The sequence below is a fragment of the Bacteroidia bacterium genome (genome assembly GCA_027493955.1).
Lineage (GTDB): Bacteria > Bacteroidota > Ignavibacteria > SZUA-365 > SZUA-365 > JAOSJT01.
Genome location: JAOSJT010000001.1, coordinates 3,740,249 through 3,764,638 on the forward strand (window position 1 = coordinate 3,740,249; position 24,390 = coordinate 3,764,638).

Sequence of the window (24,390 nt, forward strand, 5' to 3'; positions counted from 1 at the left end):
TGCGGTTCATGGATACAGCTGACGGGGCTCAATGTCTGTGGAAAGCGATTCGCCTTGAATCTTGCTTCGTCTTCTCCTATGTTACAAGACTTGTAATCACTGGTGATTCATGAAAACGACAACAACACTTCTACTGACACTCACAATCATTATCACTGCCGCCTGCGGAGTCGGAGGCGCCAAGGGACTCTTCGAACAAGCACAGGATCTGGAGAAGCAGGGAAAACATGCCGAAGCCCTCGAACTCTACGAGCAGCTGGTGCGCGAGCATCCGAAATCGGACGAAGCTCCGGAGGCGCTGTATCAGAGCGCGGTTCTCTACTACAACATTCAGAAAGATCCGCTCAAGGCAGCAACGACCTACGAAAGGGTGTACGACAGCTATCCTGAAAGCGGCGTTGCGCATAAGGGATTGTTTGCGGCCGGATTCACGTATGCGAATGAGATCGGGAACATCGAACGCGCGCGTCAGGCGTATGAGCGCTACCTCAAGCTTTTTCCCGACAGTTCCATGGCGGAAACAGCGCGCTTCGAACTCGAGCATCTCGGACAGACGCCGGAGCAGATTTTGGAGAATCTGCAGAAAAACACACCACCCGAACCCCTCGTGGACGAAGGTCAGTAATGCCGGAATTGAATGACCGGTCCTATCTCCAGCCGGAGGTCGTGTCACGCCTTTCTTCGATGGAAATGCGCGCACGCCTTGTGGTTGAGGGTTTCATCACTGGTCTTCATAAAAGTCCCTATCACGGATTCAGTGTGGAGTTTGCCGAGCATCGGCAGTACATGCCCGGCGACGAAATACGCCGTATTGACTGGAAGGTGCTCGGACGCACAGATCGCTACTACATCAAGCAGTTCGAAGAAGAAACGAATCTCAAGGCCTATCTCGTCATCGACACCAGCAGATCGATGGCGTTCAAAGGTGAAGGTCCTATCAGCAAATTGCAATACGCTTCGTATCTTGCCGCTGCCCTTGCGTATCTCCTCACGCGGCAGCAGGACGCGGTCGGTTTGGTGACGTACGACGACGAGCTTCGAAAGTATCTGCCGCCACATGCCACGAAGGTCTATTTACAGACCATTCTGCGTGAACTGGAACAGCTCGAAGCAGTCAATTCTACCGGGACCGAACGCGCACTCAACATGGCGGCCGAGCGTATCAGCAGACGCGGTCTCGTCATGCTCTTCAGTGACCTGTTCGATGATCCGAACGACGTGATGACGGCACTGAAGCATTTTCGCTACAACCAGCACGAAGTCATTCTTTTCCACATACTCGATCCGCGTGAGCGCTACTTCGACTTTGGTCGCGATGCGATGTTCAGGGATATGGAAACAAACGAACAGATGCTGACGCAACCCTGGCAGATCCAACGCTCGTATCAGGAAGCGATGCGCGATTTCATCGCACGGTACAAGAAAGAGTGCCGCGAGCAACGCATAGACTATGTGTTGATGGATACGTCCATGTCCTTCGACACGGCGCTCTTTGAATATTTGAACAAGAGAAGAAAAATCGGGGGATAATTACTGTCACCGCCACCGGTATGGAGATACACACCATGAGAGCAACTATCTACCAGCTATTCGCCATCCTCCTCGTCACCATTCTCTTACAGGCCTGCGGCAGCAAGGCTGTGAACGAACCTGGTGTTGACATACAAGCACCGTCAATAACCATACTGTCACCTTCACAGGGTGATTCCGTGGGTACCGCCGACATCTTGGTACAGGTTCAGGCAACGGACAATGACAAAGTTGAACGTGTCGAGATCTACCTCAATTCCATCACCGTTCCGTTCAGGGTGCTGAACGCTGCTCCGTGGGAGGTCAGCATACCCGCATCGGAATTTCCCGATGGCAATCATACGCTTCTTGCCCGAGCGTTCGATCCGACAGGAAACGTCAGCAGTCCCCGGAGCGTCGGCATCCGAAAGGGGCAGGCGGTAATTGAAGAAGTGCAACGCATGACTCTGGCGGAATTAGTGACCAGCGCCAACTGTGCTCCCTGCGGTTTGCAGAATGAAACATGGCAGCATGAAACGGAATCCTCACAGTTTGCGGCACGAACTGCAACGATTCGCTACCATGTGTGGTGGCCGCGTCCAACCGACCGGTTATGGCATGAGAGTACCGAGTGGTCGCGTCCGAGAACGATGTACTTGTTCAGCCCCATGCCGGAAAATGAATTCGCGGCGCCGAAAGGTTGGATTGGTGGCCAGATGATAGGACCCCGCGCCACAGATTGGATCGCGGCGGCCAATACCGATATGGCCAAAGCAGCCGGAGCGAAAATCGAGTTGTCCGCCTCACGCGACGCAAGCGCTGTGACGCTCACGATAACGGTCAAGGGTATCACCACCTCGGCATATCAGGATCTGCGCCTGCATACCGTTATAACGGAAAGCGACATCGAGTACAATGACGGCAATTCGGAATTCGTTCACTTCAATGTGATGCGCAGGATGTATCCCGACGCAAGCGGTGAGTTGGTCAGCATTGCTAACGGTCAAACGGCGACCTTCCAGCGTGTCATGCCGATTGAATCACACTGGAATCCTGAAAAACTTGACGTGGTTGTGTTTCTCCAATCAAACGGCAGCAAGGAAATTCTGCAGGCGGCAAAGTCAAAACTTTGATTCCTTCCCGGAATCAGCATCGCATATCGGGCACGGAAAGGTGCATCGTTTCGCCGCGGCGCTCGTATAGGGCGACCGCGGCGAGGCGTTCATGGCCGTAGCTCGGATGGACAAACGCTTCCCGGGAAAGGCAGCTCAGCGACGGTCGTGCGCTTGAACGCTGACGAATACTCCGAAAGCGTTCAGTCGCCAGAGGCTTGCTGCGCGGAAAGACTTCTACCGGTGAGGAACTCTCCCGGAGGAATTTCCCGTTGATAGGCAGCATCAGTATCCGCAACGTACTCTCAAGAACGAGGCAATCCATGCTCCTCCGCGTACTCGGCTTCGCAATCATTATGGTGCTTTTCTGCACGGAGAGCCGCACGCAACCCTGTGCGCCGCCCGACCAGACGGGAAGTTCCATCGTGGGATGGAACTCCGTGACTCTGCAGCGGTCCGGCAGAACTTTGAACTGCCGGTTGTACTATCCCGCAGTGACGGCGGGACAGAACAGTGCTGTAGCGGTGTCAAGCGGACCATATCCGATGATCGCATTCGGACACGGTTTTGCCATGCAAACCAGCTATTACAACAGTTACTACGAGCATCTCGCATCCCATGGCTACATCGTCATCGCACCACAGTTCCCCGATACGCAGCACGGTGAACTCGCCCAGGATCTTCTGGCTTGTCTTGACTGGCTGAGACAACGTAACAGCGACGCACAACACGCGCTGTACGGTGCGGTGGATACATCTCGTGCGGCCGTGTCCGGTCATTCGATGGGCGGCGGGGCGAGCTTGCTCGCCGCATCGTATGACAGCCGCATCAAGGCGGCGGCGCCAATGTGTCCGGCCGAAACAACGCCATCGGTTATCGCCCGCATGGGACAGATTGCAGGAGCAGTATGCATCATTGCAGGCTCGAATGACGGTATAACACCTTTGGCCACGCATCAGCAGCCCATGTACAATGCGGCGCTGCCAGGGAAGAGTCTGGCAGTGTTGCAGGGTGGGAATCATACGCGTTGCATGGACACACCGCTGTTTGATTTTACCGATCCGGGAGGCGGCATGACGCGTCCGATACAGAAGCAACTCACCAGACGGTACATGACAGCACTGTTCAATCTCTTTCTCAAAGACGACAGTTGTGGTTGGAGTTACAGCTATGGCATCAACGCGTCACACCCATCCGTGAGCCTCAGTTCCGCCCTGCGTGCAATGACCCCCTCTGCGTTTTCTCTCCTCGCGCCTCTCTCGGGATTGGTTCCTGTTCCCGCGCCACTGCGGTGGCAGAGATCCCGGTCGTTGAATCCCTCCGACTCCATACGGTACACCGTTCAGACATCCTCCAATGCATCGTTTTCTCCTCTGCGCTATGAGACGACATTGAGTGATACAACATTTCAGCTTCCCGCTATGGGACTCGATACGGTGACGTATTGGCGGGTCATTTCATGGACTGCGGCGAATCAAAAAACCATGAGCAGCAATGTCGGTCGTATTCAGTCCACGATACCGGTCCGTCTCACGTCCTTCTCTGCACGGAGGCATGGCAGCGTAGCACGACTGCAGTGGGTAACGGAAAGTGAAGAAAACAGCTTTGGTTTCGAGGTTCAGCGATCCACCGACGGAGCCTCCTTTGCGGCACAGTCTTTTGTGCTCAGCAAAGGCAATGGTATGTGGAGACGTCAGTATTCGTTCGACGATACGTTTCGGGGAGCTGCATGGTACAGACTCAGGCAGGTCGATTTCGGTGGCCAGACAGAAATATTTGGTGCAGTCTTTGTGCCGGAAGCGGCTGCAGATCAGATGGATCTGCTGGTAACGCCGAATATAGCCCGTTCCGGTGAAGCGGTAACATTACGTACGGACAAGATGGACGACGGCGTCGTCGAGGTCTCGTTCTGGGCACGTAACGGTTCGAGAGTTGCAGTAACAACCGATTCAGCTGCGCACACTGCGGGCAATACTGGTTCATGGGTAGTACAGGTACCACCAGTGGCAGCAGGGTTCTACCTGGTCGTCGTCAAGAGTGCGAAGAATTTTCGTACCGGAATGTTCATTGTGCGCTGATCTACCGATTTCATTAGACGCGGCGAGTGTACCGTTTTGGGAGAATATCCAGAAATATAAGTTCGGATTCCGGTCAGCGTAATCTTACAATCCTGTAATACGACGCATTTTCGCCGTTTATATCTCTGAATCGCAGTTTGGGGAAGTTGTAAAAATTTGGCACGTAACTTGATTCATAGTCGGTGAATAACCAAGGAAACCGACATGAACCGTCACATACTTCTTTCCTCGCTCCTTCTCTTTTCCTTTTTTTCCCTGGCGCAGTTTTCCATGCAAGCGCAGGAGAGCTGGCCGGGCACATCCACGAACATGGGTGTAGGCTGGATCGGATACCTCTATGCCAATACAACTCCTGTGCAGGATCCGACGAATGATATTGGCAAGAATGTTGAGAAATGGGATCTGACGTTCGTCGAACCCGGCGCACGGTACACTGTACAAGCTGCCGCAAGCAGCTCGACAGCGTTCTTTCGTCTGCAGGTGACTTCTCTGACGGCGCTGGATGGCCCCGGTACGTACTACGTTTTCATAGCGAATGCATCGAATACGCAAATTGGGATGGTCTATCTGACCATAGCGGGAAATAACACCTGGGATCTCATTGTCAGGAATTCTTCCAGTGTAGAGGCCATCGTGGCTTCGAATGTAGCCGGCTATACCCGGGTCGTTCAAACCGGATATGCCGGCACGGCGTTCGTCGATTTTCAGGTGCCGCTGACGACTTTGTACAACACGCTCGGCATCAACGCTAACACGGTGATCAAATTCTATTCCGGTACATCTTCGGGGACAGGGAATATCGGAAATGTCAATCTCGATTTTATGACTCCCGGAAACACCATCGATTTTTCCACTCTCGCAACGGTCACCGTGTCTGCGCTGAATATCGGACTTCTCCCGGTGGAGCTCAGCAGCTTCACGGCACATACCAAGAGTGGGACGACGCTTCTCAAATGGAACACGACCACCGAAGTGAATAACTATGGCTTCGAAGTGCAGCGGTCGTTCAGAAAGGACGAGTGGGAAGCGATCGCCTTCGTCCATGGCCACGGTACCACCAACAGCCCGCGCAGCTATTCGTACGAGGACAGACTCCCGTCTCACGCCGCAGCGGAAATTCGCTATCGCCTTCGGCAGATCGATCGTGACGGAAGCGAAGAGTATTCACCTGTCGTTATGGTACGCGGCATAGCACAGACGACCTTCGGCATAGCGGATGCCTTCCCCAATCCGTTCAATCCCTCCACCACCCTCTCGTTGAATCTGGATGTCGAGAGCCCCGTCACAGTGAAACTGCATGACGTCACAGGCCGCGAAGTAATGACACTCCTTGAGAACACGATCCTCTCGGAGGGGTCGCATTCCGTGCTTATTCAAGCCCCTTCGCTCCCGAGTGGTCGATATCTCGCGGTGATGACCGCGGGATCGCAACACAGCATTTACCCGATTGTTTTATCGAAATAAACTTCACCGAAACAGTGAGCGCTCCCCCCGGTGTTTTCATCGGGGGGGTTTTTTTTGGAGGCGTGTGAACGCCTGCATGAGGGGCCGGACGGCGTCCCTTCCGGTACGGTGTTACGTGCACGTCGCGGGTAGAGCGACGCTGATGCCAAGGAGCTCCAGACATGTATTTGGCGGACGTTTTCATTCTTTGCAGGTAATGACGATTTTAGAAGATTGGTCCTGAAGTAACTGTCTGCGACATGAAGCACGAATACATCGTTGTCCGCGGAGCCCGCGAACATAATCTTAAAAACATTGACGTCGAAATCCCGCGCAACAAATTGGTTGTCATCACCGGTCTGTCTGGTTCAGGGAAATCGAGTCTCGCCTTCGATACGATTTATGCCGAAGGACAGCGACGGTATGTCGAGTGTCTCTCCGCCTATGCGCGACAATTTCTCGGCACAATGGAACGTCCCGACGTGGATCATATCGATGGACTCTCGCCGGCGATTTCTATTGAGCAAAAAACCATCAGCCGCAACCCACGCTCCACAGTAGGCACGGTGACGGAAATCTACGACTACCTGCGTCTGCTCTTCGCCCGTGCCGGAGTTCAACACTGCTACAAAGATGGATCGCCGGTGCAGCGGCAAAGTCTCGATCAAATGGTGGATCGGCTACTGGATCATGAGCAAGGGACACGGATTGTGATTCTCGCGCCCGTTGTTCGTGGTCGCAAAGGGCATTACAGAGAACTGTTCGATCAGATTTCCCGCGACGGTTTCACGAAAGTGCGTGTCGACGGTGTATTGCGCGAAATTCATGATGATATGCGGGTGGATCGCTACAAAATCCATAATATAGAAATTGTCGTGGACCGACTCGTCATTCATCCCGACGCCCGCGCCCGGATGACAGATTCCCTGGAGATCGCACTGAAATTCGGGGAAGGCGTGGTCATCGTTGACGTCAACGGCAGCGACTTACTGATGAGTCAGAAGAATTCGTGTCCGCTGTGCGGCAGCAGTTACGAGGAGGCTGCACCGAATTCATTTTCGTTCAACTCTCCCTATGGAGCGTGTCAGACATGTGACGGATTGGGTGAGACCCGGGAATTCGACCTGGATCTCATTATTCCTGATGTATCCAAGTCTCTCAATCACGAAGGAATTGTTCCCCTCGGGAAGCCACGCGGAACCTGGTGGTGGGCGCAGGTTCGGACTGTTGCCGACAAATTTGGGTTCACCCTGGACACTCCGTTATCCGACGTATCCGAGGAAGCAATGAAGGTGCTTCTGTACGGAAGCGGTAAGGAGAAGTACAGTATCACGTACACGAATCCCGATGGGAGAACACAAAAGTATACCCACAGCATTGCCGGCGTACTCGCCAGCTTGCGGCAATATTATCAGAACACCACTTCCGCCGGAATTCGTGAATGGGCGGAATCCTTCATGTCGACCAAGCGTTGTCCCGATTGCGGCGGCGGCCGGCTGCGTCCGGAAAGCCTGGCGGTGAAAATCGACGGCGCGTCGATTCATGATATCGCTGCGGTCTCGATTAAGGATGCCTTGCTCTTTTTCCAACAGATGCGTCTCACACCGCGACAGCGGGAGATCGCAACGCAGATTGTCAAGGAAATTTCATCCCGGCTCGAATTCCTGGTGAATGTCGGTCTGGACTACCTTACACTGGGCCGCTCGTCCCGATCGCTTTCGGGCGGCGAGGCGCAGCGTATCCGGCTTGCCACGCAAATCGGAACGCAGCTCGTCGGTGTTCTCTACATTCTAGATGAACCATCCATCGGCCTGCATCAGCGCGACAACACCCGACTGATCACATCGCTGAAACAGTTGCGCGATCTTGGCAACTCGGTCATCGTCGTGGAACACGACCGTGAGATGATAGAAAGTGCGGATCATATCATCGATCTGGGACCCGCGGCGGGAGAATTTGGCGGCGAGGTCGTTGCCCAGGGCAACCTCGAGGAATTGCTCCGCGTCAACGGCAACGGAAAAAGAAACGGGACGCTGCTGCGCAAGGCGAATTCGAGCACAGAAGAAGAAATGCTCCGGCGCATCTCTGCCAAGGGATCATTGACTGCAGCGTATCTGCAGGGGAAGCATAGCATCGGCATTCCGTCGCAACGACGCGAAGGCCACGGCACGTCGGTGATTTTACGCGGTGCGTGTGGACATAACCTGAAGAACATCGATCTCGAGCTGCCGCTTGGGACGTTCATTTGTGTCACCGGTGTGAGTGGCTCAGGCAAATCGAGTCTTGTAAATGAAACCCTGTATCCCGTACTCGCGCGGCATTTCTACAAATCAAACATCGCCACATTGCCGCATGCTGGTGTGGAGGGCCTGGAGCACATAGACAAAGTCATCGATATAGATCAGACACCGATCGGACGTACTCCGCGCTCGAATCCCGCGACGTACACCGGTCTTTTCACTTTTATCCGCGATTTGTTCACCAGCTTGTCCGAAGCCAAGATACGTGGGTACAGTGCAGGCAGGTTCAGCTTCAATGTGGATGGCGGCCGTTGTGATGCCTGCAAAGGCGACGGTGTGCGCAAGATTGAGATGAATTTCCTTCCGGATGTATACGTCCTCTGTGAAGTGTGCAAGGGAAACCGCTACAACCGTGAGACCCTTGAAGTGCGGTATCACGGCAAATCCATTGCCGATGTTCTGGGCATGTCCGTCGCGGAAGCGCTCGACTTCTTCAGCGAAATTCCGCGCGTTCAACGAAAACTGCAGACTCTCTACGACGTGGGCCTGGGGTACATTCGTCTTGGGCAGCAGGCCACAACGCTTTCCGGCGGCGAGGCGCAACGCGTAAAACTGTCGACCGAACTCTCGAAAATCGGCACGGGAAGTACCCTGTACATTCTCGACGAACCCACCACCGGACTGCACTTTGAGGATGTTCGTATGCTCCTGAATGTACTCGGGAAACTCGCCGATAAAGGCAACACAGTCGTTGTCATCGAACATAATCTCGATGTGATAAAATGCGCGGATTGGGTAATTGATCTCGGTCCCGAAGGCGGAGAAGGCGGTGGCTACATCGTCGCGCAGGGACCACCGGAGCACATCGCGGATATGGCGGATAGCTACACCGGGCGCTATCTTGAAACGGAGCTTCACCGTGTCTGACTCCCGAAGCTAAAACGCAATAGATTCTCTTCGTTGCGCGACGGCTGTTCTGCTCGGCCTGCGATTTGGATGCAGGAAATCGCCATGCGACACCAGCGGCTGTATCACCACGGCAACGTCTGTTTCCGCCCACCTTCCAATGAACCTTTCTCACTTCAAAGGAATCCTCGTATTTTACAAGATTGTGGCACACAGTACCGCGTGTCCCGTTAACAACCATATACATGAGCATCCATGCGCTATCCGTTTAGTGAAATCGAACCGAAATGGCAGAACTTCTGGGAAAACAACAAAGTATTCAAGGCGGGGATCGACAAATCCAAACCGAAGTACTATGTGCTCGACATGTTTCCGTATCCATCCGGTGCGGGTTTGCACGTCGGACATCCCGAGGGATACACCGCGACGGATATTATCGCCCGCTTTAAGCGCATGCGTGGTTTCAACGTACTGCATCCGATGGGCTGGGATGCCTTCGGTCTTCCCGCCGAACAGTACGCGGTAAAGACGGGCGTTCATCCTGCCATCACTACACGCCAGAACATCGAGACATTCCGGCGCCAGCTCAAAATGATCGGTTTTTCTTACGATTGGGATCGTGAAGTCAACACGACCGATCCGCGCTATGTAAAATGGACGCAATGGATTTTCATGCAGCTCTACAAGAAGGGCCTCGCATACATGGCGGAAGTGCCGGTGAACTGGTGTCCGGAGCTTGGCACCGTCCTCGCGAACGAGGAGGTTCCCGAGCAGATCGAGAAAGGCTTCACCGTAATTCGCAAACCGATGCGGCAGTGGATGCTTCGTATTACAGCGTACGCGGAACGACTGCTTACGGATCTCGACGAGCTGGAATGGCCGGAAAGTCTCAAGGAAATGCAGCGTAATTGGATCGGCAGATCCGAAGGTGCCGAAGTGCGCTTCGCCGTTGACGGACAAGATGAAGCGATTACCGTATTCACTACACGACCGGATACACTCTGGGGTGCAACGTACATGGTGCTCGCTCCGGAGCATCCACTGGTGCAGACTATTGTCGCGGATGTGCAACGCGATGCGGTGCAGAAATACATTGAGGCGTCATCCAGGAAAAACGACCTCGAGCGAACCGAACTCTCGAAAGAAAAGACCGGCGTCTTCACAGGTGCCTTTGCGGTCAATCCCATGAATGCAGAGCGCATTCCTATATGGATAGCGGACTATGTTCTCCTCAGCTATGGAACCGGAGCCATTATGGCGGTACCGGGACACGACGAGCGCGACTGGGAATTCGCGCGCGCATTCGGATTGCCCATACGCGAGGTGATCGCCGGCGGTAATGTCGAGGAAGCCGCGTTTACGGACACGGAACACGGTATTGCGGTACATTCGGATTTTATCAACGGACTCGGATACCGGGAGGCCTTCGAGGCTGTCGTCCGGTATCTCGAGGAGAAGAAGCTTGGCTGCCGCAAGGTGAATTACAAGCTTCGCGATTGGTTGTTTTCCCGACAGCGCTACTGGGGCGAGCCCTTCCCCATCCTGCACGTCCAGCACCCCAATGGTCAGGAGGAAATCACGCTGCTCCCGGAGGATGCGCTTCCGCTCACACTGCCCGATGTGGAATCCTACAAACCCAGCGGCACAGGTGAATCTCCGCTCGCCACGATAAGCGAATGGGTCGAGACAACGGATCCTGTAAGCGGATATCCCGCACGCAGGGAGACCAACACTATGCCGCAATGGGCTGGATCGTGCTGGTACTACCTTCGTTTCATGGATCCGGACAATGACGGAGTATTTGTCGGCAAGGAAGCGGAATCCTACTGGGGTCCGGTCGATCTTTATGTGGGCGGCACCGAACATGCCGTGCTGCACCTGCTCTATGCGCGATTCTGGCACAAAGTGCTCTTCGATCTCGGCCATGTGTCCACCAGGGAGCCTTTCATGCGTCTCGTCAATCAGGGCATGATACTCGGAGAGGACGGCCGGAAGATGTCAAAATCCTTCGGCAACGTCATCAATCCTGATGACGTCATTCGGGAGTATGGTGCCGATACCTTGCGCCTGTTCGAAATGTTCATGGGGCCGCTGGAACAGGTGAAACCATGGAATACCAAAGGTGTCGAAGGCGTACACCGCTTTCTGAACCGTGTGTGGCGACTCTTTGTTCAGGAGGACGCGCAAGAGGAAACTGCAACGCTCGATGGTTCCATCAGGGACGCCGAAGCCGACACGGACACCTTGCGCCTCCTGCATAAAACGATTCGAAAAATCACCGAAGATATCGAGGGGCTGCGTTTCAACACAGCAATATCGCAGATGATGATTTTCGTCAATGAAATGAACAAGAAGGAACTGCGTCCACGCGCGGTGATGGACCCCTTTGTGCTGCTGCTCTCCCCCTTCGCTCCCCATCTCGCCGAAGAACTCTGGCAGCTGCTCGGGCACAATACCTCGCTGGCATACGAACCCTGGCCGGAATATGATGCAGCACTTACCGCGGATGACGAGATAGAACTCGTCCTCCAGGTGAACGGGAAAGTGCGGGACAAAATTCGTGTACCAACCGGTCTCGACAAACAAGCCCTCGAAGGAGTGGCCCGAGAAAGCGAAATCATTCGCCGTCATACCGAGGGCAAGAACATTATCAAAATCATCGCCGTACCGGACAAGCTGGTGAATGTCGTTGTTCGATGAAATGAAAGCTGCGCACGCAACGGTCTGCAAGGTCGGGTCTGTGTCAGTTACTCCTTCAGCACCATCACAGCCGCTCCTCGGGTGCGTCCATACTACGGCGATGGCTTCATTTGGCAATTCGAGGTAAGCACTATCGCATGACTGGCAAGACACATCTGGCCGGTGGAACGCTCGCGGCGGCCGCTGTCGCAGTCGTCGCTCCAGGATTTCTCGACGGAGCAGCGCTGCTCGGGGGGGAGATCCTGCTTGCCGGTATTGCGGTACCCGTTGTCGCGCTCGGCACAGGGGTGTGTCTTCTGGCATCGCTGCTTCCGGATATCGATGAACCGGATTCACTGATCGTCAACTCACCCGCCGCACTGCGGAAACGCCTTCCTCGAGGCAGGAGTGTGCAGACAAAATCCGCAGCCTCTCTCTCGGGCGTTCTCTTTGGCGCGTTTCGATGGATCCTTCGCGGTGTTTCAGGAATAATCCGCCTCCTTGCGGGGGGACACAGGGGGGCGACGCACTGGTTGCTTATCGCCGCGGTTCTCTCCTATGGAATGTGGCATGTGGGATCCCTGTTGGGATATCCGGCATTGTGGCTTTGGTTCTCGGCAGGGTATATCAGCCATCTCATACTCGATATGCTGACTCCCGCAGGTCTCGAGGTGTTGCGTCCCATCACCCCTGCTCCGATACATCTTCTTCCCGGTTTCATGCGCATTCGCACCGGTGGTGGAGGGGATACCCTTGTCCGCGTTTTGTTGTTCATGGGAGCGGGTGCCCTCGCGTATCAGCCTCTCCTTGGTATATAATGCGCATGAAGCATGATGCACCGATAGCGCACATGAAACGTTTCGCTCCGGCGATCATCAGTCTTTCGCTTTTCTCTGTTATCGCGGTACTTCAGGCGGGCGGAATGCTTCAGCAAGTGGATGAGTCTGTTCTTCTGATGATTCGCGGCGCGCATCCGGATCATCCGCCAGCATCCTCGTGGTTGTTGCCCTTGCTGTATGTTGTTACGTGGTTCGGGGATTTTCCAGCATTGCTGTTTGTTGCCACGATCGCAACAGGGCTTCTTCTGTTTTCAAAGCGCAAACCCGAAGCGTCTTCGTTCGCCTGCTCCGCTATCCTCGGAGTACTTTTGATGCTCGTTCTCAAAGAGGTATTCGCACGTCCAAGACCTCAGGTCGTTCCGGCTCTCGCGGACGTGAGCACGCTCAGCTTTCCGAGCGGACACGCTCTGATGTCTGTTGCGGTGTACGTACCTCTGGCAATGATACTGCTACGGACGTTCCCGCAGAAGAACGCACAATGTTTCACGGCATTCGGTCTGTTTTTGCTGGTGATCGGTTTCAGCCGTCTCTATCTCGGCGTTCATTATCTGACAGATGTTCTGGCGGGTTGGGTGCTGGGCGTGTTCGTCGTGGTCGTTTGCCGGCGGTCAATCGCCGGTTCTGTCGGCTCAACGGTGCCGACGCACAATACTGTCGAGTTGACGGGGGGGAATCCCACGGAGACGGACGAGGAGTGACAAACCGCGGCAGGTCCAACGACCGGCTGGCGGCAGGGAGGAGATCATCAGGTTCCGACAACGATGCGGCCGCTGCTTATGCGCCCGTTATGCTGCAACACCCACGGATAGATACCGGAAGCTAAGCGGTTTGTGCGTACCTCCAACGTGACCCCGCCGTTGGAAACCATGCCGCGATGCACATCACGGATACGGCGTCCGAGTACATCGTAGATGGAGAAAATGATCGCACCAGGGGAATCGAGATCAATCCTAATCGTTACATGATCACGTGCCGGCTGTGGGTACATTTGCACCGATGGTCGGGGTCGGGAATTGCGTGACAACACCGCTGTCGTGCTTCCGAGCATTTCCGGAATGCGTGCCTCGGCTGCACGCTGCGCCAGTACCGCGTGACCCGCGTCGTTCAAATGAATTCCATCACCGAAATCAGCCCAGGGCGCGATGCTTCCATCACTGGTCGCCAGTCCGGTCCAGAAATCGAGACCGCGCTCCGCAAACCTGCCTTGGAGCCAGTCGCGCATGGTGATGAGATTCTGCCGCTGGGCCTGTGTCAGATTTCTCGGCTGCGTCGTGCTTACCCACATTCGGACACCAGCCGACGACGCCTCGGCGTCAATGCGTTCAAAATTTTCTATTTGCTCCAGCGTGCTCATGTCCCAGGCGGCATCGTTCGAAGGCAGGGTCAGAATGATGGCATCGGGAAGAAGGGACAAAGCTTTGGTGATGTTCCGTGCCGAGTCGGGAGCGGGCCTTCCTTCGGGAGGGATGAAGCCGCTGGACTGCAGATGAAAAGATGTGTATCCTCCTCGCGCCAAATTGATAACCTCGTAAGCGGGATTTTGCCGGCGCAGCACTTCAGCATAACGCCGGACCCACGCGCTGTCAGGCGTGGATGCACCGACACCCTCGGCCGTGCTCGAACCAAGCACGACGATGCGCAGGCGGTCCGGTACTTGTTGCGCGCGGAGCGACGTCTGGAAGAGAAGAAGAACGAGGAAGCAAATGGCTAGCGCAAAGCGCCCGCGAACCGATGTCATTGGGCGAGCAACTCCTGAATCTTCCTTTCGGTCTTGTCGTAATCGCTGGCGCCGACTTTCACATACTGGATTTTGCCCTGGCGATCGATAAGGACGACGTGCGGAATACCCTGCACCTCGTAATCGAGCATCGTTTGACGGCCGCCCTTTTCTACACCCACAGGCCAGGTAATACTGTGTTTCGGAATGAAATCGTCACGCAGCTTCGCAAATTCCTCTTCGGGTTTCTGACTCGCTCCATCATAGCGCCCTTGATAATTTGTCAGTCCGACGATCACCAGCCCTTTGGCTTCGTACTTTTCCTGCCACTGTTTGAGATAGGGAAAGGCCATGATGCACGGACGGCACCAGGTAGCGAAAAAGTCCACGAGGACAACCTTGCCCTTGAGAGCAGCGAGTGAGAGTGGCTTGCTTCCGATCCACTGATGCTCTTTCCATTCCGCGGCGGGTTGGTTCAGAGCGCTTTTATCCTTCTCGATACGCGTCAGTTGTTCATTCATTGCGCGCTCGAAAGCCGGCCATGCATTCTCTTCGGCAAGGGCTTTCATCAGCAATTGCCGGTATTGCTCGAGCACATGCGCGTCTCCGGCTTCCTTGAGTACATAGAGAATTTCAGCCGCCGAGCTGCCAGTTTGCTGTGCGAGGTACGCTTCGATCTGCGGATACTGATCCTTGTTGAGTCCGGTCCGGGCGGAACGGAGGGCCTCACCGCTGGACTTCATGGCGAGAAGACTGTATTCACGGGCGCGTTCAGGGTCCTTTCGTCCTGCATATGCACCACTCATGCTGTTGAAAAGCATCACGCGTTGCATGTGCTCGGCGGAATCCAGCGCGCCGTCTTTGAGCATGCCTTCTGCCAGCTCCAGTCTGTCGGCGAAAACCGCGAATTGTGCCGACTCCGCGCTCATGCTCCGTATCGAATCCGGATCCTTCACCAGTTGAACGAGCGAAAGGTTGACGTCAAGGGCCGAGGAAAAATTCTGCGCGATGGTGGTAGCATATTTCAACACCCTGAGTTCGTCAATGCCATAGTCGTCGAACTCCGTAATATCCTTGAGATCGGAAGGAAGTTTTTGCGGTATGGTCTGATACAATTCGTAAAACCTCGTCATTTTATCGCCGAGCAGCTCCTGCATTTTCATGGGGTCGTTCGCCGCTTCAGGATTCTCATCCTGCAGTTTTTGCATCGCATGCATGATCATGTCGAATTCGGCAATGCTCGCTTTGAATTCCTTCCATTCGGGTGTGGTCAGCTTTTCCGCGACCTGTGCCGAAGCCGTCCAGGTCAGAATGGCAACGAATGACACGGTCAGCGTGATGTATCGCATGAGGTTTCGAATAAAGGTCATTGCATATCCTGTAAAGAAAAATGGTCTTCAGTGTTTCGTCACTGTTTGATGATTCTGGCCGACATCGGTTGCAGAGCAGAACCCAAGACGGAAAACTAGCATTTACTGCGGCAAAAAACTATGCAAAACTGCGCACCTGCGGGTTGGTATGGACTCTCCGCGCTGTAGCGCGACGGATCGATTCGTATTACAGAGGCGATGCGTCACGGAGCACGGGGAGCGTCATGCAGCGGCATCCGCCGCCGCCTCGGGATAGTTCCGCACCTTCGATACTGACGGCACAGCGCCCGAGAGTGGAAAGATCCACCCCACCGTCGTACAGCTCACCGAAGCGGACAATCCGGAATCCCCGACTGTCCAATTCCTCGAACGTCCGCTTATTACGACCGTAGCCGATGATTTTACCCGGCGCGAACGCGAAAAAGTTTGCTCCCGAGGTCCATTGTTCGCGCTCCTGCCGAACAGGATCGCTTCCCCCGCAGGGGATGGGTTCCAGATCGAGGCCGATACTTTTCAGAGCCGTGAGCAGATTCGTTCTGTCGCGTATTGAGCGTACGCGCCCGTTGTCTATTTCCACATGAATGGTTCTGCATGCGCGATGGCCGGTGATCAGCGGCGGGAAGACGACGCAGGCATCGCTGTCCACCATGGTAAAAATCATGTCGAGGTGAATGGTGGCTCTTTCCTTCGGCAATTCCACGACAATAACGTGCCGGATAGTACCTCCCTCAGCGAAGGACTGAATCAGCGTATCAATACCTCGTATGGACGTCCGTTCGCTGTTTCCTATACAGACAACGTCTTCCCGGAGGATCAGCACGTCGCCACCTTCGATCGTGAGATCGGCACTGCTGTCCAAAGTACCGTCGACATAGAAGCTTCCCGGAGAAAATCCGGGATGCCAACGAAAAATATGCTCCATGATGATGGCCTCGGCGACGCGGACGCGATTGGCCATGGAGCCGGTAATGATTTTGTCGTTGACGCACATTGCCGCATCGCGCATGAAGAAGAAATTCGGAAGAGGCGGAAGGGCGTACAACCCGGGACTCAGATAGCGCTCCAGCGTGTCGTTGCGCTTCAACGTCCCTGTCATCAGTGCGAATACCAGATCAACGGAGGAAAGCGCGCGGAGCGACGCTATTTCATCGGGATAGCCCACCGCGGTGCAGAGGCGTGTGAGCAGACTTTCCCGCGCCTCGTCGATTTCCATGGTTTCCCGCAGCAAATCCATGACCTCGCAGGTCTCGCTCACCTGCGACAAGACGTACTCCAGCTGATTGTGCTCCTGCAGTGCTCTGGGAAGGTGCAAAATATCGTCGTACAGCACTTCGGCCGCATTGGACGGCGTCATGCGTTCGATTTCCTGTCCAGGCGCGTGCAGTATCACGCGACGAAGTTGTCCGATTTCAGAATTGATGGATATGGAGCGCATAGGGTGTCCGACCTTCATTCATGAGGCATGCAACAAGGTACGGTTTTCGTACTTTTCTCCGAAAAAGAAATTCGTATATTTCATGTCCAGAACAGAACGCACCTGTACTACCCATACCATCCCCGTGATGGAGTTTTTCCAGAAGTCAGCAAGGAACAACGCCATGGCCGACGATACTCTGAATTCTGCCGCCACCAGCGATGCCGACAGCAAATCCGCCTACGCTCGATATGCCGAACAGGAGGATATCGATCCCCGCTGCATTCCGATCAAACTGGACGGACCGGTTCCGGAGCACGATGCCATCACGTATCCGGATTACCCTCCGCACGATCATGAGACCTGGCGCGCACTGTACGAACGCCAGGCGCAGCAGCTTCCAGGCCGGGCCTGCGACGAGTATCTCGAAGGGATGCGTATACTCGATCTGCGTCCGGACAGGCTCCCAAGTCTGCGTGACATCAGTCTGACACTGGATGCGATGGTCGGCTGGCGAGTGGCGCGCATACCGGGTTTGCTGGACACGAACGATTTTTTCAGTTTCATGGCACGGGCGCACTTCCCTTCCACCGATTATATCCGTCAACCGGAGGAGCTGGAGTACACCCCCGCTCCTGACTGTTTTCACGATATTTTCGGGCACATGCCCACGCTGACGAATCCCTTTTTCTCCAAGTTTTTTCAGTTTTTCGCGCAGACCTTTCTCAACGTGAGTGAACCGCGGGAAATACGCATGCTCGAACGCTTTTACTGGTTCACAGTGGAGTTCGGCCTGATAAACACCGGTCAGGGACGTCGTATTTACGGCGCCGGTATCCTCAGTTCTCCGAAGGAAGTCCTGCACTCGCTATCCGATCAGGTGGAAGTCCTGCCTTTCGATCCTGCCCGCCTCGGGTCGCAGGAGTACGACGTTTGGCATCTTCAGCCGATTCTCTTTGCGATTGAAAGTTTTGAGCAACTGGACAGTGAATTTCGGGACTGGGCGCGGTTTATGAAATGGAATTGAATTCCGCAGAACAGCAGAGCATTTGCAACAGCCCCCGGCACGACAAACCGGGGGCTGTTGCGATTTTCTTTCCTCCGTTACTTTGATCGTTTTGACCAAAAAGCGTCCTTGCCTCCTTCGATAAAATCCAGCGGATCCGTCGAGGTCCGCACCTGTCTGCCTTGCGGTTCGATCTGTCCGTTCTTTACTTTGAACTCCCAAACGCCGTACGTTTTCCCGTCGAATTCGACGACAACTTCGTAGGTCCCGTTTTTGAGCAATTCCTCGGCCTTCAGGGAGGTGTGCCAGAGTTTGCTGTTGAACTGCGTGGTTTTGAATTGACCGAAGGTTATCTCATACCGGACCCAATCCGCCGAGAGCGAATAATTGAGGGGGAATTCCCCGAAGCGCGCCAGTTCCTTGCCACCCTGACGCAGAGCTCCGGTAACCTTGACGTCCTGACGTTTCTCCTTTCCGGTGTTTCTGAGCCAGATCTTGAACATCAGCGGCTTGCTGACGTCCGCATCGGCATAGAGTAAATACGCGTAATCGTTCCACGCGCCATTGAGGCGATAGATGGGTTGAGGATTGTACGGGTCATTGCTCCCGAGCACTTCGAGAGAAAAAGGATAGCGGTAGAAGATTTTACCATCGAGCAAAAACTCGACGACATAGTCTCCGGCAGTGGTGAGCTTGAACTGCGGATTTGCATCCCATCCGCTGCCCGGCTCTCGCACCTTGTAACTGCCCAGCAACCAGTATGGCGGCTTGAGCTTCTCGGCATACCATACAAATTCAGCCACTGTGCTGCCGTCAGCGCGCTTTAAAATGGACGTGAGCGTCCCGCCGTTTTCGGGACTGTAAATATACACGTCGTTACTTGGGATCTCTGGAAGAAAGACCGCCTGAATCTGGTAAAGTCTGAAAACCCCCTGGATCGGATGAACCTGAACACCATTCAGCAGGGTCGAAAACATGATGCTGGGAGGATAGCTTGCCGGTTGGGCGGAAACGATTGCGGGCGTACTCAATGCGAGCCCGAATACGAAGGTAAGGACAAGAGCGATGCTTCTCATGCGAGGTACTCCGGATATGGAAGGTGGTACGGCTTTGTGAAGCAATAATAGCGCATTCCGTTGTCCGAATCAAGTGGTTTGTGATGAGCCGGCATCATTCGTATACTGGCGTTGTTGTGTGTGACATGAGTGATACGCTGATGACCCTTGATGCAGTTATATGGCCAGAAGTCCTGGAGAGGGCGGACTATGCGATGATTGGTCTTCATGGCCGAAACGCGAACAAGTACGCGTTTTTTCCGTTTGTCCGGCAAATGGGATTTCTGCACACGCGATGGGTGCTTCCGAGTGCGACCTTCGCGTCCGATACTTCTCCCGAAGTGCGTTGGTGGTTCGATAATGAACGCAAAGATCCCGTCGAGATTCAGCAGAGCAGAGTGCTCATTGAACAGCTGATCGGGGAACAAATCGATCACGGGATTGCGCCGGAGAACATTTTCCTCGTCGGTTTTTCGCAGGGTGCCGTCATGTGTATCGAAACAGCGTTGCGTTATCCGCGTCGTCTCGGCGGCGTTGTGTCCCTCTCGGGATACGTGTTGCGCCCCGAGCATCTGCGGGAAGAGAAACATCCGGCCAACGCCCGCATTCCCATTTTCCTCGCACATGGTTTACGGGACGCCATCCTGCCCATCACCATCGGAAGGGAGAACAACCTCGCATTGCGCGATCTCGACTACGATGTGGAGTACCACGAATACGATACCGCACATCGCGTCAGCAGCGAGGAAACGCGCGACATCCGTGCCTTTCTTCACAGGCACATGTACGGAATCGCCATGGACGATCCCCGACGCTTGGATGAGCATGTCGTCACGTTCTGAAGTCATCTTCGATGCGCGTGGCCGCGTCTTCTCGCCTCTCCATCGTCCGGTCAGAATTGTGTCGTTGGTCCCCAGTCTCACGGAGCTGCTCTTCGATCTCGGCCTTTCGAACGATGAAATCGTGGGGCGGACCAAGTTCTGTATTCATCCGGACGAGGCGGTCCGCGCTGTACCCATTGTCGGTGGAACGAAAACGGTGCACGTGCAGCGTGTTCTGGCGCTGCGTCCGGATCTCGTCGTCGCGAATAGAGAGGAAAATGAGCGTGCCACGGTTGAAGAACTTGAGGCGGCTGATCCTTCTGTGCCGGTATTTGTTACGAATCCCGGGAACATCGAAGAGTCACTGGACCTTGTCCACAATTTCGGAGGCCTGTTTCGGGCGCGAACCGATGCAAACGCAGTGCGACTCCGCCTCGATACCATTCTTGCGCAACTGTACGGGTGCAGTCGCGGGCGGGTGGTCTATCTTATCTGGCGACAACCGTACATGACCATCACACCGGTGACCTATATTCACAGCGTGCTCGAGCACCTGGGCTACCACAATGTCGTCAGTAACGCGTGGCTGGCCGACCGATACGGATCAGGCGGTGAAATTCCGCGGTATCCCCGCATAACGATCTCCGACATCGCCGATCTTTCTCCGGACAAGGTGCTGTTTTCCAGCGAGCCCTTTCCCTTCGCAGAAAAACATGTTGACCATTTCAAACGAGAATTGGTACGAAAAGGTATCAGACTTCCGGATTGCAGTATTGTGGATGGTGAGCTCTTTTCATGGTATGGAAGCCGCTTGCTCCATCTCACACATTTCAATATCGGCTAGCGATGGTCTGTATGTCTCTACGCCCGGGACGGCTTCCGGTCCTGCCTCTGTGCAGTGCCGTGAGCGCATGTTGCAGCAGGGATTCGGCACCTCGTGGCGTGTGCTTTGCCAGGACGACAGGGTGCGACCACGCATTACGCTCGCCCCGCTGTTTGTCATGCGTAGCGGGGAGCGACTGACGCGGAAACGTATCCTGAAGGGAAGAAACTCTTGTCAGGTGGGGAAACTGTATTAATCAAAGTAATCCGGCTGGGTGCGAGCGACGGGAAACACCACGCGACCGGTTTCGAGCATGCGCTCCACGTACGGCTTGCAGAGACCACAGCGGAGACCAAAATCCACGTGTTGCTGAAGCGCATCGAGACAATGCGTATCACTTCTGTCTGCGATGGCCTTGAGCTCGGCGAAGGTAATATTGAAACAGATGCAACGGTCAACCATGCGTGTACGTCTGGGAGGTCGGTTGTTCTTTGATCGGAATGAGAATCACATACTCCACTGTAACATCGCGGAGGAAAGAAAAAGTTCTGCCAGCCGGTGCATTTTTCCGGAAAATTAATTAAGATTCATGTATCCACTGAATCTGCACGCTCTGCGACACGTGCATCCCTGTAAGGAAGCCATCATGAAACCACTCGCGCAACTGTTGATTCCCGTGATATCCGCACTTGTTTTTCTTGCCACCTCGGTATATGCCCAACGCGATCTCTCGACAGACCGGTCTGTCCTGTTCAGCGGCGCCGGAAACTGCACCCTGTGTCATGGCCCGGGGAGCAATGCCAACGTCACTGCCGCTGGAAAGGATGTATCACCACCGAATCTCTGGCGCTCAACGATGATGGCAAACGCCGCACGCGATCCTTTCTGGCAGGCGGTGGTTGAACGGGAGTCGGCAAAGTACCCTCAACTGGCCGGAATTATCGAGGATCGCTGTACCAATTGTCATGCTCCTATGGGGCATGAACAGGCGCGGCAGGATGGAGATGCGGAGTTCCGGTTGGGCGAAGCCGAAGGCAGTTCCCTCGCAATGGATGGCGTGAGTTGTACCCTCTGTCATCAGATCGAAGGACAGAATTTCGGCAACACCTCAAGTTTTTCGGGCGGGTACGAAATAGCCACGAGCCGAGTGACCTATGGTCCGTACAACAATCCTCTCATTCAACCGATGAGAAATGTCAGCGGTTATACTCCGGTGTACTCGACTCATATCGAAGAATCGGGATTGTGCGCAACATGCCATACGCTGTTCACACCCTATATTGACGATCAGGGAAACATCGCTGGAGAGTTTCCAGAACAGGTTCCGTTTCTCGAGTGGAAGGAGAGCGTCTACCCCGCGCATGGGAGAAGCTGCCAGAGCTGCCATATGCCCGCCATTGACGAAGCTATACGGATCTCCAGTCTTCCGTCGACATCACCTCCGCGCTCACCGTACTTCCAACATCATTTCGTGGGTGGAAATACGTTGCTGCAAACCATCCTTAAAACGCATGGCGAAGAGCTTGGGGTTACCGCGCTGGACGAGCACTTCGATTCGACGTATGCGAGAACAAGAAGGCAGCTGATCGAGGATGTTGTGTCTCTCGACGGAGGAGCATGGCTGCTGCAGGATACTCTTCAAGTGCTGTGTCGCGTAGAAAATCGGACCGGGCACAAATTCCCAACGGGCTTCCCGAGCCGACGCGCATGGCTGCACCTCACGGTACGGGACAATAGCGGTCGTGTCCTTTTTGAATCCGGTGCGGTGGATGCGGACAGCGAAATTGTCGGTCTTGATACGCCGTATGAGCCGCATCACTCAGTCATCACCGATCAGGGACAGGTGCAGGTGTACGAATCGGTGATGGGCGATGTCAATGCGGCCGTCACCACGGATCTTCTGCGAGCCTCACAGTATGTGAAGGACAACCGTATTCCGCCGAAAGGTTTCAGTGTAAAGGCAATGGAAAACGACACCATTGGTGTTTTTGGCGCAGCGAGGTCAGACCCGGATTTTGGCCGTCAAGGTGCGCTTGAAGGTACCGCTGCGGATGAGACGCACTATCGAATCCAGGTCGATCCTGCCGGTTATCCCTTTCGCGTCAGTGCCGAAGTGGTGTATCAAAGCATCAAACCGGAATTCGTTCGTGGACTCGGTGAAGGTGATCAACCTAAAGGCACAAGAATGCTGCGCTACTGGCAGGAGACGGCCAGCAGGCAGATCATCATCGCGCAGCAAGAGTGGAGCAGCACAATCGTCGGCGTGGATGATCTTTCCGTAGCGACAGCTGTGGACGTAGGAACGCCCTGGCCGATGCCGCTGCTCGCCGGTCAATCGGGTCTCCTGCATATACCTCTCGTTGTCCATCGTCCCGCGCATGCAACCCTTGAGCTGATGGACGTTCTTGGCCGTCGCGCGCGGATCATGGATCTTGGAATACTTACCTCAGGCACGTCCATGTTGACGCTTCCGATGTCGCCGATGCCGAGGGGAATGTATTTGTTGCGACTTCGTGTTGATAATACGGATGTTCTGCTTCGCTTACTCTGTTCGGATAGGTGACGAATAACTGGCTTGACATAATGGAACATCACAAATATTTTTCAGCATACCATTGGAGCAATTCGGCCATGAACTTCGCGTGGAAAATATTCATCCCTTTTGTGCTTCTCCTGATCGCCACACCAATCCGTGCGCAGGATGGAGGACGAATCATTTTCACCGATCCGAAGAGTTCAGATGAGAAAGTGCTCTCCGAGGAGGATCTTCAGCCGCGGACGCATGCCTGGGGCGCGGATCTCATGATCGGGACGGACGGCTTTGGTCTCGGATTCTTTTACTCCCATGCGCTTTCCAACGTAACCACGGCGTTTGCCAATCTGAGTTTTTCCGAAGCGAAAGACGACAGACAGCGGGACTTTGTCGACCCCTGGTATGGCCAGTATTCGCTGAACAAGACAAACTATGTGTTCCGCGTACCCTTGTTTCTCGGACTGCAATATCGTTTATTTGCCGAGACCATCACCGATAACTTCCGACCATTTCTCAACGCGGGGGCTGGACCGGTCATGCTCTATATCACGCCGGCGAAGGGTGATTTCCTCTCAAGCCTCGGCGGTGGTCATACGCGCTACACGTACGGAGGTTTTCTCGGAGTCGGAGCCAATTTCGGTTTTGACCGCAGCAGTGTTTTCGGAGTGAATGTTCGCTATTTCCTGATCCCGATACCAGAAGGTATTCGAAGTGTCGAGCAGGGGACCATGTCCAACGCCAACGGATTTTACATCACTCTCAATTTCGGATCAGCGTTCTAATGGGTGTGCAATCAGTTGATCACCTATTCAGTGAATTGAACAGTTTTCGTTAAAAAACACCCT

The 24,390-nt window shown here is 54.5% G+C and carries 19 protein-coding genes; 14 read left to right on the forward strand and 5 right to left on the reverse strand.

All coding sequences use genetic code 11. The annotated features are described in order from the left end of the window. The first annotated feature begins 109 nt into the window (after positions 1-109). From M5R41_14325 to M5R41_14365, 9 genes are all read left to right on the forward strand, one after another. Positions 110-625: a tetratricopeptide repeat protein gene (locus tag M5R41_14325; GenBank protein MCZ7557570.1), complete on the forward strand. Its 516-nt coding sequence runs from the start codon at positions 110-112 to the stop codon at positions 623-625. Beyond that, positions 625-1,530: a DUF58 domain-containing protein gene (locus M5R41_14330; protein MCZ7557571.1), complete on the forward strand. Its 906-nt coding sequence runs from the start codon at positions 625-627 to the stop codon at positions 1,528-1,530. Before M5R41_14325 ends, M5R41_14330 begins: the two co-directional genes overlap by 1 nt. A 35-nt stretch (positions 1,531-1,565) precedes the next feature. Continuing rightward, a complete protein-coding gene (locus tag M5R41_14335) occupies positions 1,566-2,642 on the forward strand; it encodes an Omp28-related outer membrane protein (GenBank protein ID MCZ7557572.1) in 1,077 nt (358 codons plus the stop codon). A 302-nt stretch (positions 2,643-2,944) separates the two neighbouring features. Beyond that, a complete protein-coding gene (locus tag M5R41_14340; GenBank protein MCZ7557573.1) occupies positions 2,945-4,699 on the forward strand; it encodes a dienelactone hydrolase family protein in 1,755 nt (584 codons plus the stop codon). 204 nt (positions 4,700-4,903) lie between these two features. Further along, positions 4,904-6,163: a T9SS type A sorting domain-containing protein gene (locus M5R41_14345; protein ID MCZ7557574.1), complete on the forward strand. Its 1,260-nt coding sequence runs from the start codon at positions 4,904-4,906 to the stop codon at positions 6,161-6,163. A 239-nt stretch (positions 6,164-6,402) separates the two neighbouring features. Continuing rightward, positions 6,403-9,309, forward strand: a complete 2,907-nt coding sequence (uvrA, locus tag M5R41_14350; GenBank protein ID MCZ7557575.1) for an excinuclease ABC subunit UvrA — start codon at positions 6,403-6,405, stop codon at positions 9,307-9,309. 234 nt (positions 9,310-9,543) lie between these two features. Further along, positions 9,544-11,988, forward strand: coding sequence for a leucine--tRNA ligase (gene leuS / locus M5R41_14355; protein ID MCZ7557576.1), 2,445 nt, complete (start codon positions 9,544-9,546; stop codon positions 11,986-11,988). Between the two features lie 137 nt (positions 11,989-12,125). Further along, positions 12,126-12,785 carry a metal-dependent hydrolase gene (locus M5R41_14360; GenBank protein MCZ7557577.1) on the forward strand — a complete coding sequence of 220 codons (660 nt, stop codon included), beginning with the start codon at positions 12,126-12,128 and terminating at the stop codon, positions 12,783-12,785. Between the two features lie 32 nt (positions 12,786-12,817). Next, the gene (locus M5R41_14365) at positions 12,818-13,504 is read left to right on the forward strand and encodes a phosphatase PAP2 family protein (protein MCZ7557578.1); all 687 of its coding nucleotides are present in this window, start codon (positions 12,818-12,820) and stop codon (positions 13,502-13,504) included. 47 nt (positions 13,505-13,551) lie between these two features. Here M5R41_14365 and M5R41_14370 read toward each other — a convergent pair whose 3' ends face one another. The 3 genes from M5R41_14370 to M5R41_14380 all read right to left on the reverse strand — a co-directional run bounded on the left by M5R41_14370 (position 13,552) and on the right by M5R41_14380 (position 17,328). Beyond that, entirely contained in the window at positions 13,552-14,544 is a 993-nt protein-coding gene (locus tag M5R41_14370) for a GDSL-type esterase/lipase family protein (GenBank protein MCZ7557579.1), read from the reverse strand. Continuing rightward, positions 14,541-15,893, reverse strand: coding sequence for a TlpA family protein disulfide reductase (locus M5R41_14375; GenBank protein ID MCZ7557580.1), 1,353 nt, complete (start codon positions 15,891-15,893; stop codon positions 14,541-14,543). The genes M5R41_14370 and M5R41_14375 overlap by 4 nt, the downstream gene beginning before the upstream one ends. A 187-nt stretch (positions 15,894-16,080) precedes the next feature. Next, positions 16,081-17,328, reverse strand: coding sequence for an arginine deiminase family protein (locus M5R41_14380; protein ID MCZ7557581.1), 1,248 nt, complete (start codon positions 17,326-17,328; stop codon positions 16,081-16,083). 82 nt (positions 17,329-17,410) lie between these two features. Between M5R41_14380 and M5R41_14385 the strand changes: the two genes are divergently transcribed. Continuing rightward, complete coding sequence (locus M5R41_14385; GenBank protein MCZ7557582.1) at positions 17,411-18,334, forward strand: phenylalanine 4-monooxygenase; 924 nt, start codon at positions 17,411-17,413, stop codon at positions 18,332-18,334. A 77-nt stretch (positions 18,335-18,411) separates the two neighbouring features. Here M5R41_14385 and M5R41_14390 read toward each other — a convergent pair whose 3' ends face one another. Further along, complete coding sequence (locus tag M5R41_14390) at positions 18,412-19,389, reverse strand: hypothetical protein (GenBank protein ID MCZ7557583.1); 978 nt, start codon at positions 19,387-19,389, stop codon at positions 18,412-18,414. 140 nt (positions 19,390-19,529) lie between these two features. Between M5R41_14390 and M5R41_14395 the strand changes: the two genes are divergently transcribed. After that, positions 19,530-20,210, forward strand: a complete 681-nt coding sequence (locus M5R41_14395) for a hypothetical protein (GenBank protein ID MCZ7557584.1) — start codon at positions 19,530-19,532, stop codon at positions 20,208-20,210. Then, the gene (locus M5R41_14400; GenBank protein MCZ7557585.1) at positions 20,194-21,033 is read left to right on the forward strand and encodes a helical backbone metal receptor; all 840 of its coding nucleotides are present in this window, start codon (positions 20,194-20,196) and stop codon (positions 21,031-21,033) included. The genes M5R41_14395 and M5R41_14400 overlap by 17 nt, the downstream gene beginning before the upstream one ends. Before the next feature lie 231 nt (positions 21,034-21,264). Here M5R41_14400 and M5R41_14405 read toward each other — a convergent pair whose 3' ends face one another. Further along, positions 21,265-21,474: a (2Fe-2S)-binding protein gene (locus M5R41_14405; GenBank protein ID MCZ7557586.1), complete on the reverse strand. Its 210-nt coding sequence runs from the start codon at positions 21,472-21,474 to the stop codon at positions 21,265-21,267. A 184-nt stretch (positions 21,475-21,658) separates the two neighbouring features. Between M5R41_14405 and M5R41_14410 the strand changes: the two genes are divergently transcribed. Both M5R41_14410 and M5R41_14415 read left to right on the forward strand, forming a co-directional pair. After that, the gene (locus tag M5R41_14410) at positions 21,659-23,575 is read left to right on the forward strand and encodes a cytochrome c family protein (protein ID MCZ7557587.1); all 1,917 of its coding nucleotides are present in this window, start codon (positions 21,659-21,661) and stop codon (positions 23,573-23,575) included. 20 nt (positions 23,576-23,595) lie between these two features. Continuing rightward, on the forward strand, positions 23,596-24,327 hold the full coding sequence (locus M5R41_14415) for a hypothetical protein (GenBank protein ID MCZ7557588.1): 732 nt from the start codon (positions 23,596-23,598) through the stop codon (positions 24,325-24,327). The last annotated feature ends 63 nt before the right edge of the window (positions 24,328-24,390 follow it).

Bases quoted from the DNA above. Each gene is read 5' to 3' on its own strand.
- M5R41_14325 (MCZ7557570.1), top strand. From the start codon at position 110: ATGAAAACGACAACAACACTTCTACTGACACTCACAATCATTATCACT.
- M5R41_14330 (MCZ7557571.1), top strand. From the start codon at position 625: ATGCCGGAATTGAATGACCGGTCCTATCTCCAGCCGGAGGTCGTGTCA.
- M5R41_14335 (MCZ7557572.1), top strand. From the start codon at position 1,566: ATGAGAGCAACTATCTACCAGCTATTCGCCATCCTCCTCGTCACCATT.
- M5R41_14340 (MCZ7557573.1), top strand. From the start codon at position 2,945: ATGCTCCTCCGCGTACTCGGCTTCGCAATCATTATGGTGCTTTTCTGC.
- M5R41_14345 (MCZ7557574.1), top strand. From the start codon at position 4,904: ATGAACCGTCACATACTTCTTTCCTCGCTCCTTCTCTTTTCCTTTTTT.
- uvrA (MCZ7557575.1), top strand. From the start codon at position 6,403: ATGAAGCACGAATACATCGTTGTCCGCGGAGCCCGCGAACATAATCTT.
- leuS (MCZ7557576.1), top strand. From the start codon at position 9,544: ATGCGCTATCCGTTTAGTGAAATCGAACCGAAATGGCAGAACTTCTGG.
- M5R41_14360 (MCZ7557577.1), top strand. From the start codon at position 12,126: ATGACTGGCAAGACACATCTGGCCGGTGGAACGCTCGCGGCGGCCGCT.
- M5R41_14365 (MCZ7557578.1), top strand. From the start codon at position 12,818: ATGAAACGTTTCGCTCCGGCGATCATCAGTCTTTCGCTTTTCTCTGTT.
- M5R41_14370 (MCZ7557579.1), bottom strand. From the start codon at position 14,544: ATGACATCGGTTCGCGGGCGCTTTGCGCTAGCCATTTGCTTCCTCGTT.
- M5R41_14375 (MCZ7557580.1), bottom strand. From the start codon at position 15,893: ATGACCTTTATTCGAAACCTCATGCGATACATCACGCTGACCGTGTCA.
- M5R41_14380 (MCZ7557581.1), bottom strand. From the start codon at position 17,328: ATGCGCTCCATATCCATCAATTCTGAAATCGGACAACTTCGTCGCGTG.
- M5R41_14385 (MCZ7557582.1), top strand. From the start codon at position 17,411: ATGTCCAGAACAGAACGCACCTGTACTACCCATACCATCCCCGTGATG.
- M5R41_14390 (MCZ7557583.1), bottom strand. From the start codon at position 19,389: ATGAGAAGCATCGCTCTTGTCCTTACCTTCGTATTCGGGCTCGCATTG.
- M5R41_14395 (MCZ7557584.1), top strand. From the start codon at position 19,530: ATGACCCTTGATGCAGTTATATGGCCAGAAGTCCTGGAGAGGGCGGAC.
- M5R41_14400 (MCZ7557585.1), top strand. From the start codon at position 20,194: ATGTCGTCACGTTCTGAAGTCATCTTCGATGCGCGTGGCCGCGTCTTC.
- M5R41_14405 (MCZ7557586.1), bottom strand. From the start codon at position 21,474: ATGGTTGACCGTTGCATCTGTTTCAATATTACCTTCGCCGAGCTCAAG.
- M5R41_14410 (MCZ7557587.1), top strand. From the start codon at position 21,659: ATGAAACCACTCGCGCAACTGTTGATTCCCGTGATATCCGCACTTGTT.
- M5R41_14415 (MCZ7557588.1), top strand. From the start codon at position 23,596: ATGGAACATCACAAATATTTTTCAGCATACCATTGGAGCAATTCGGCC.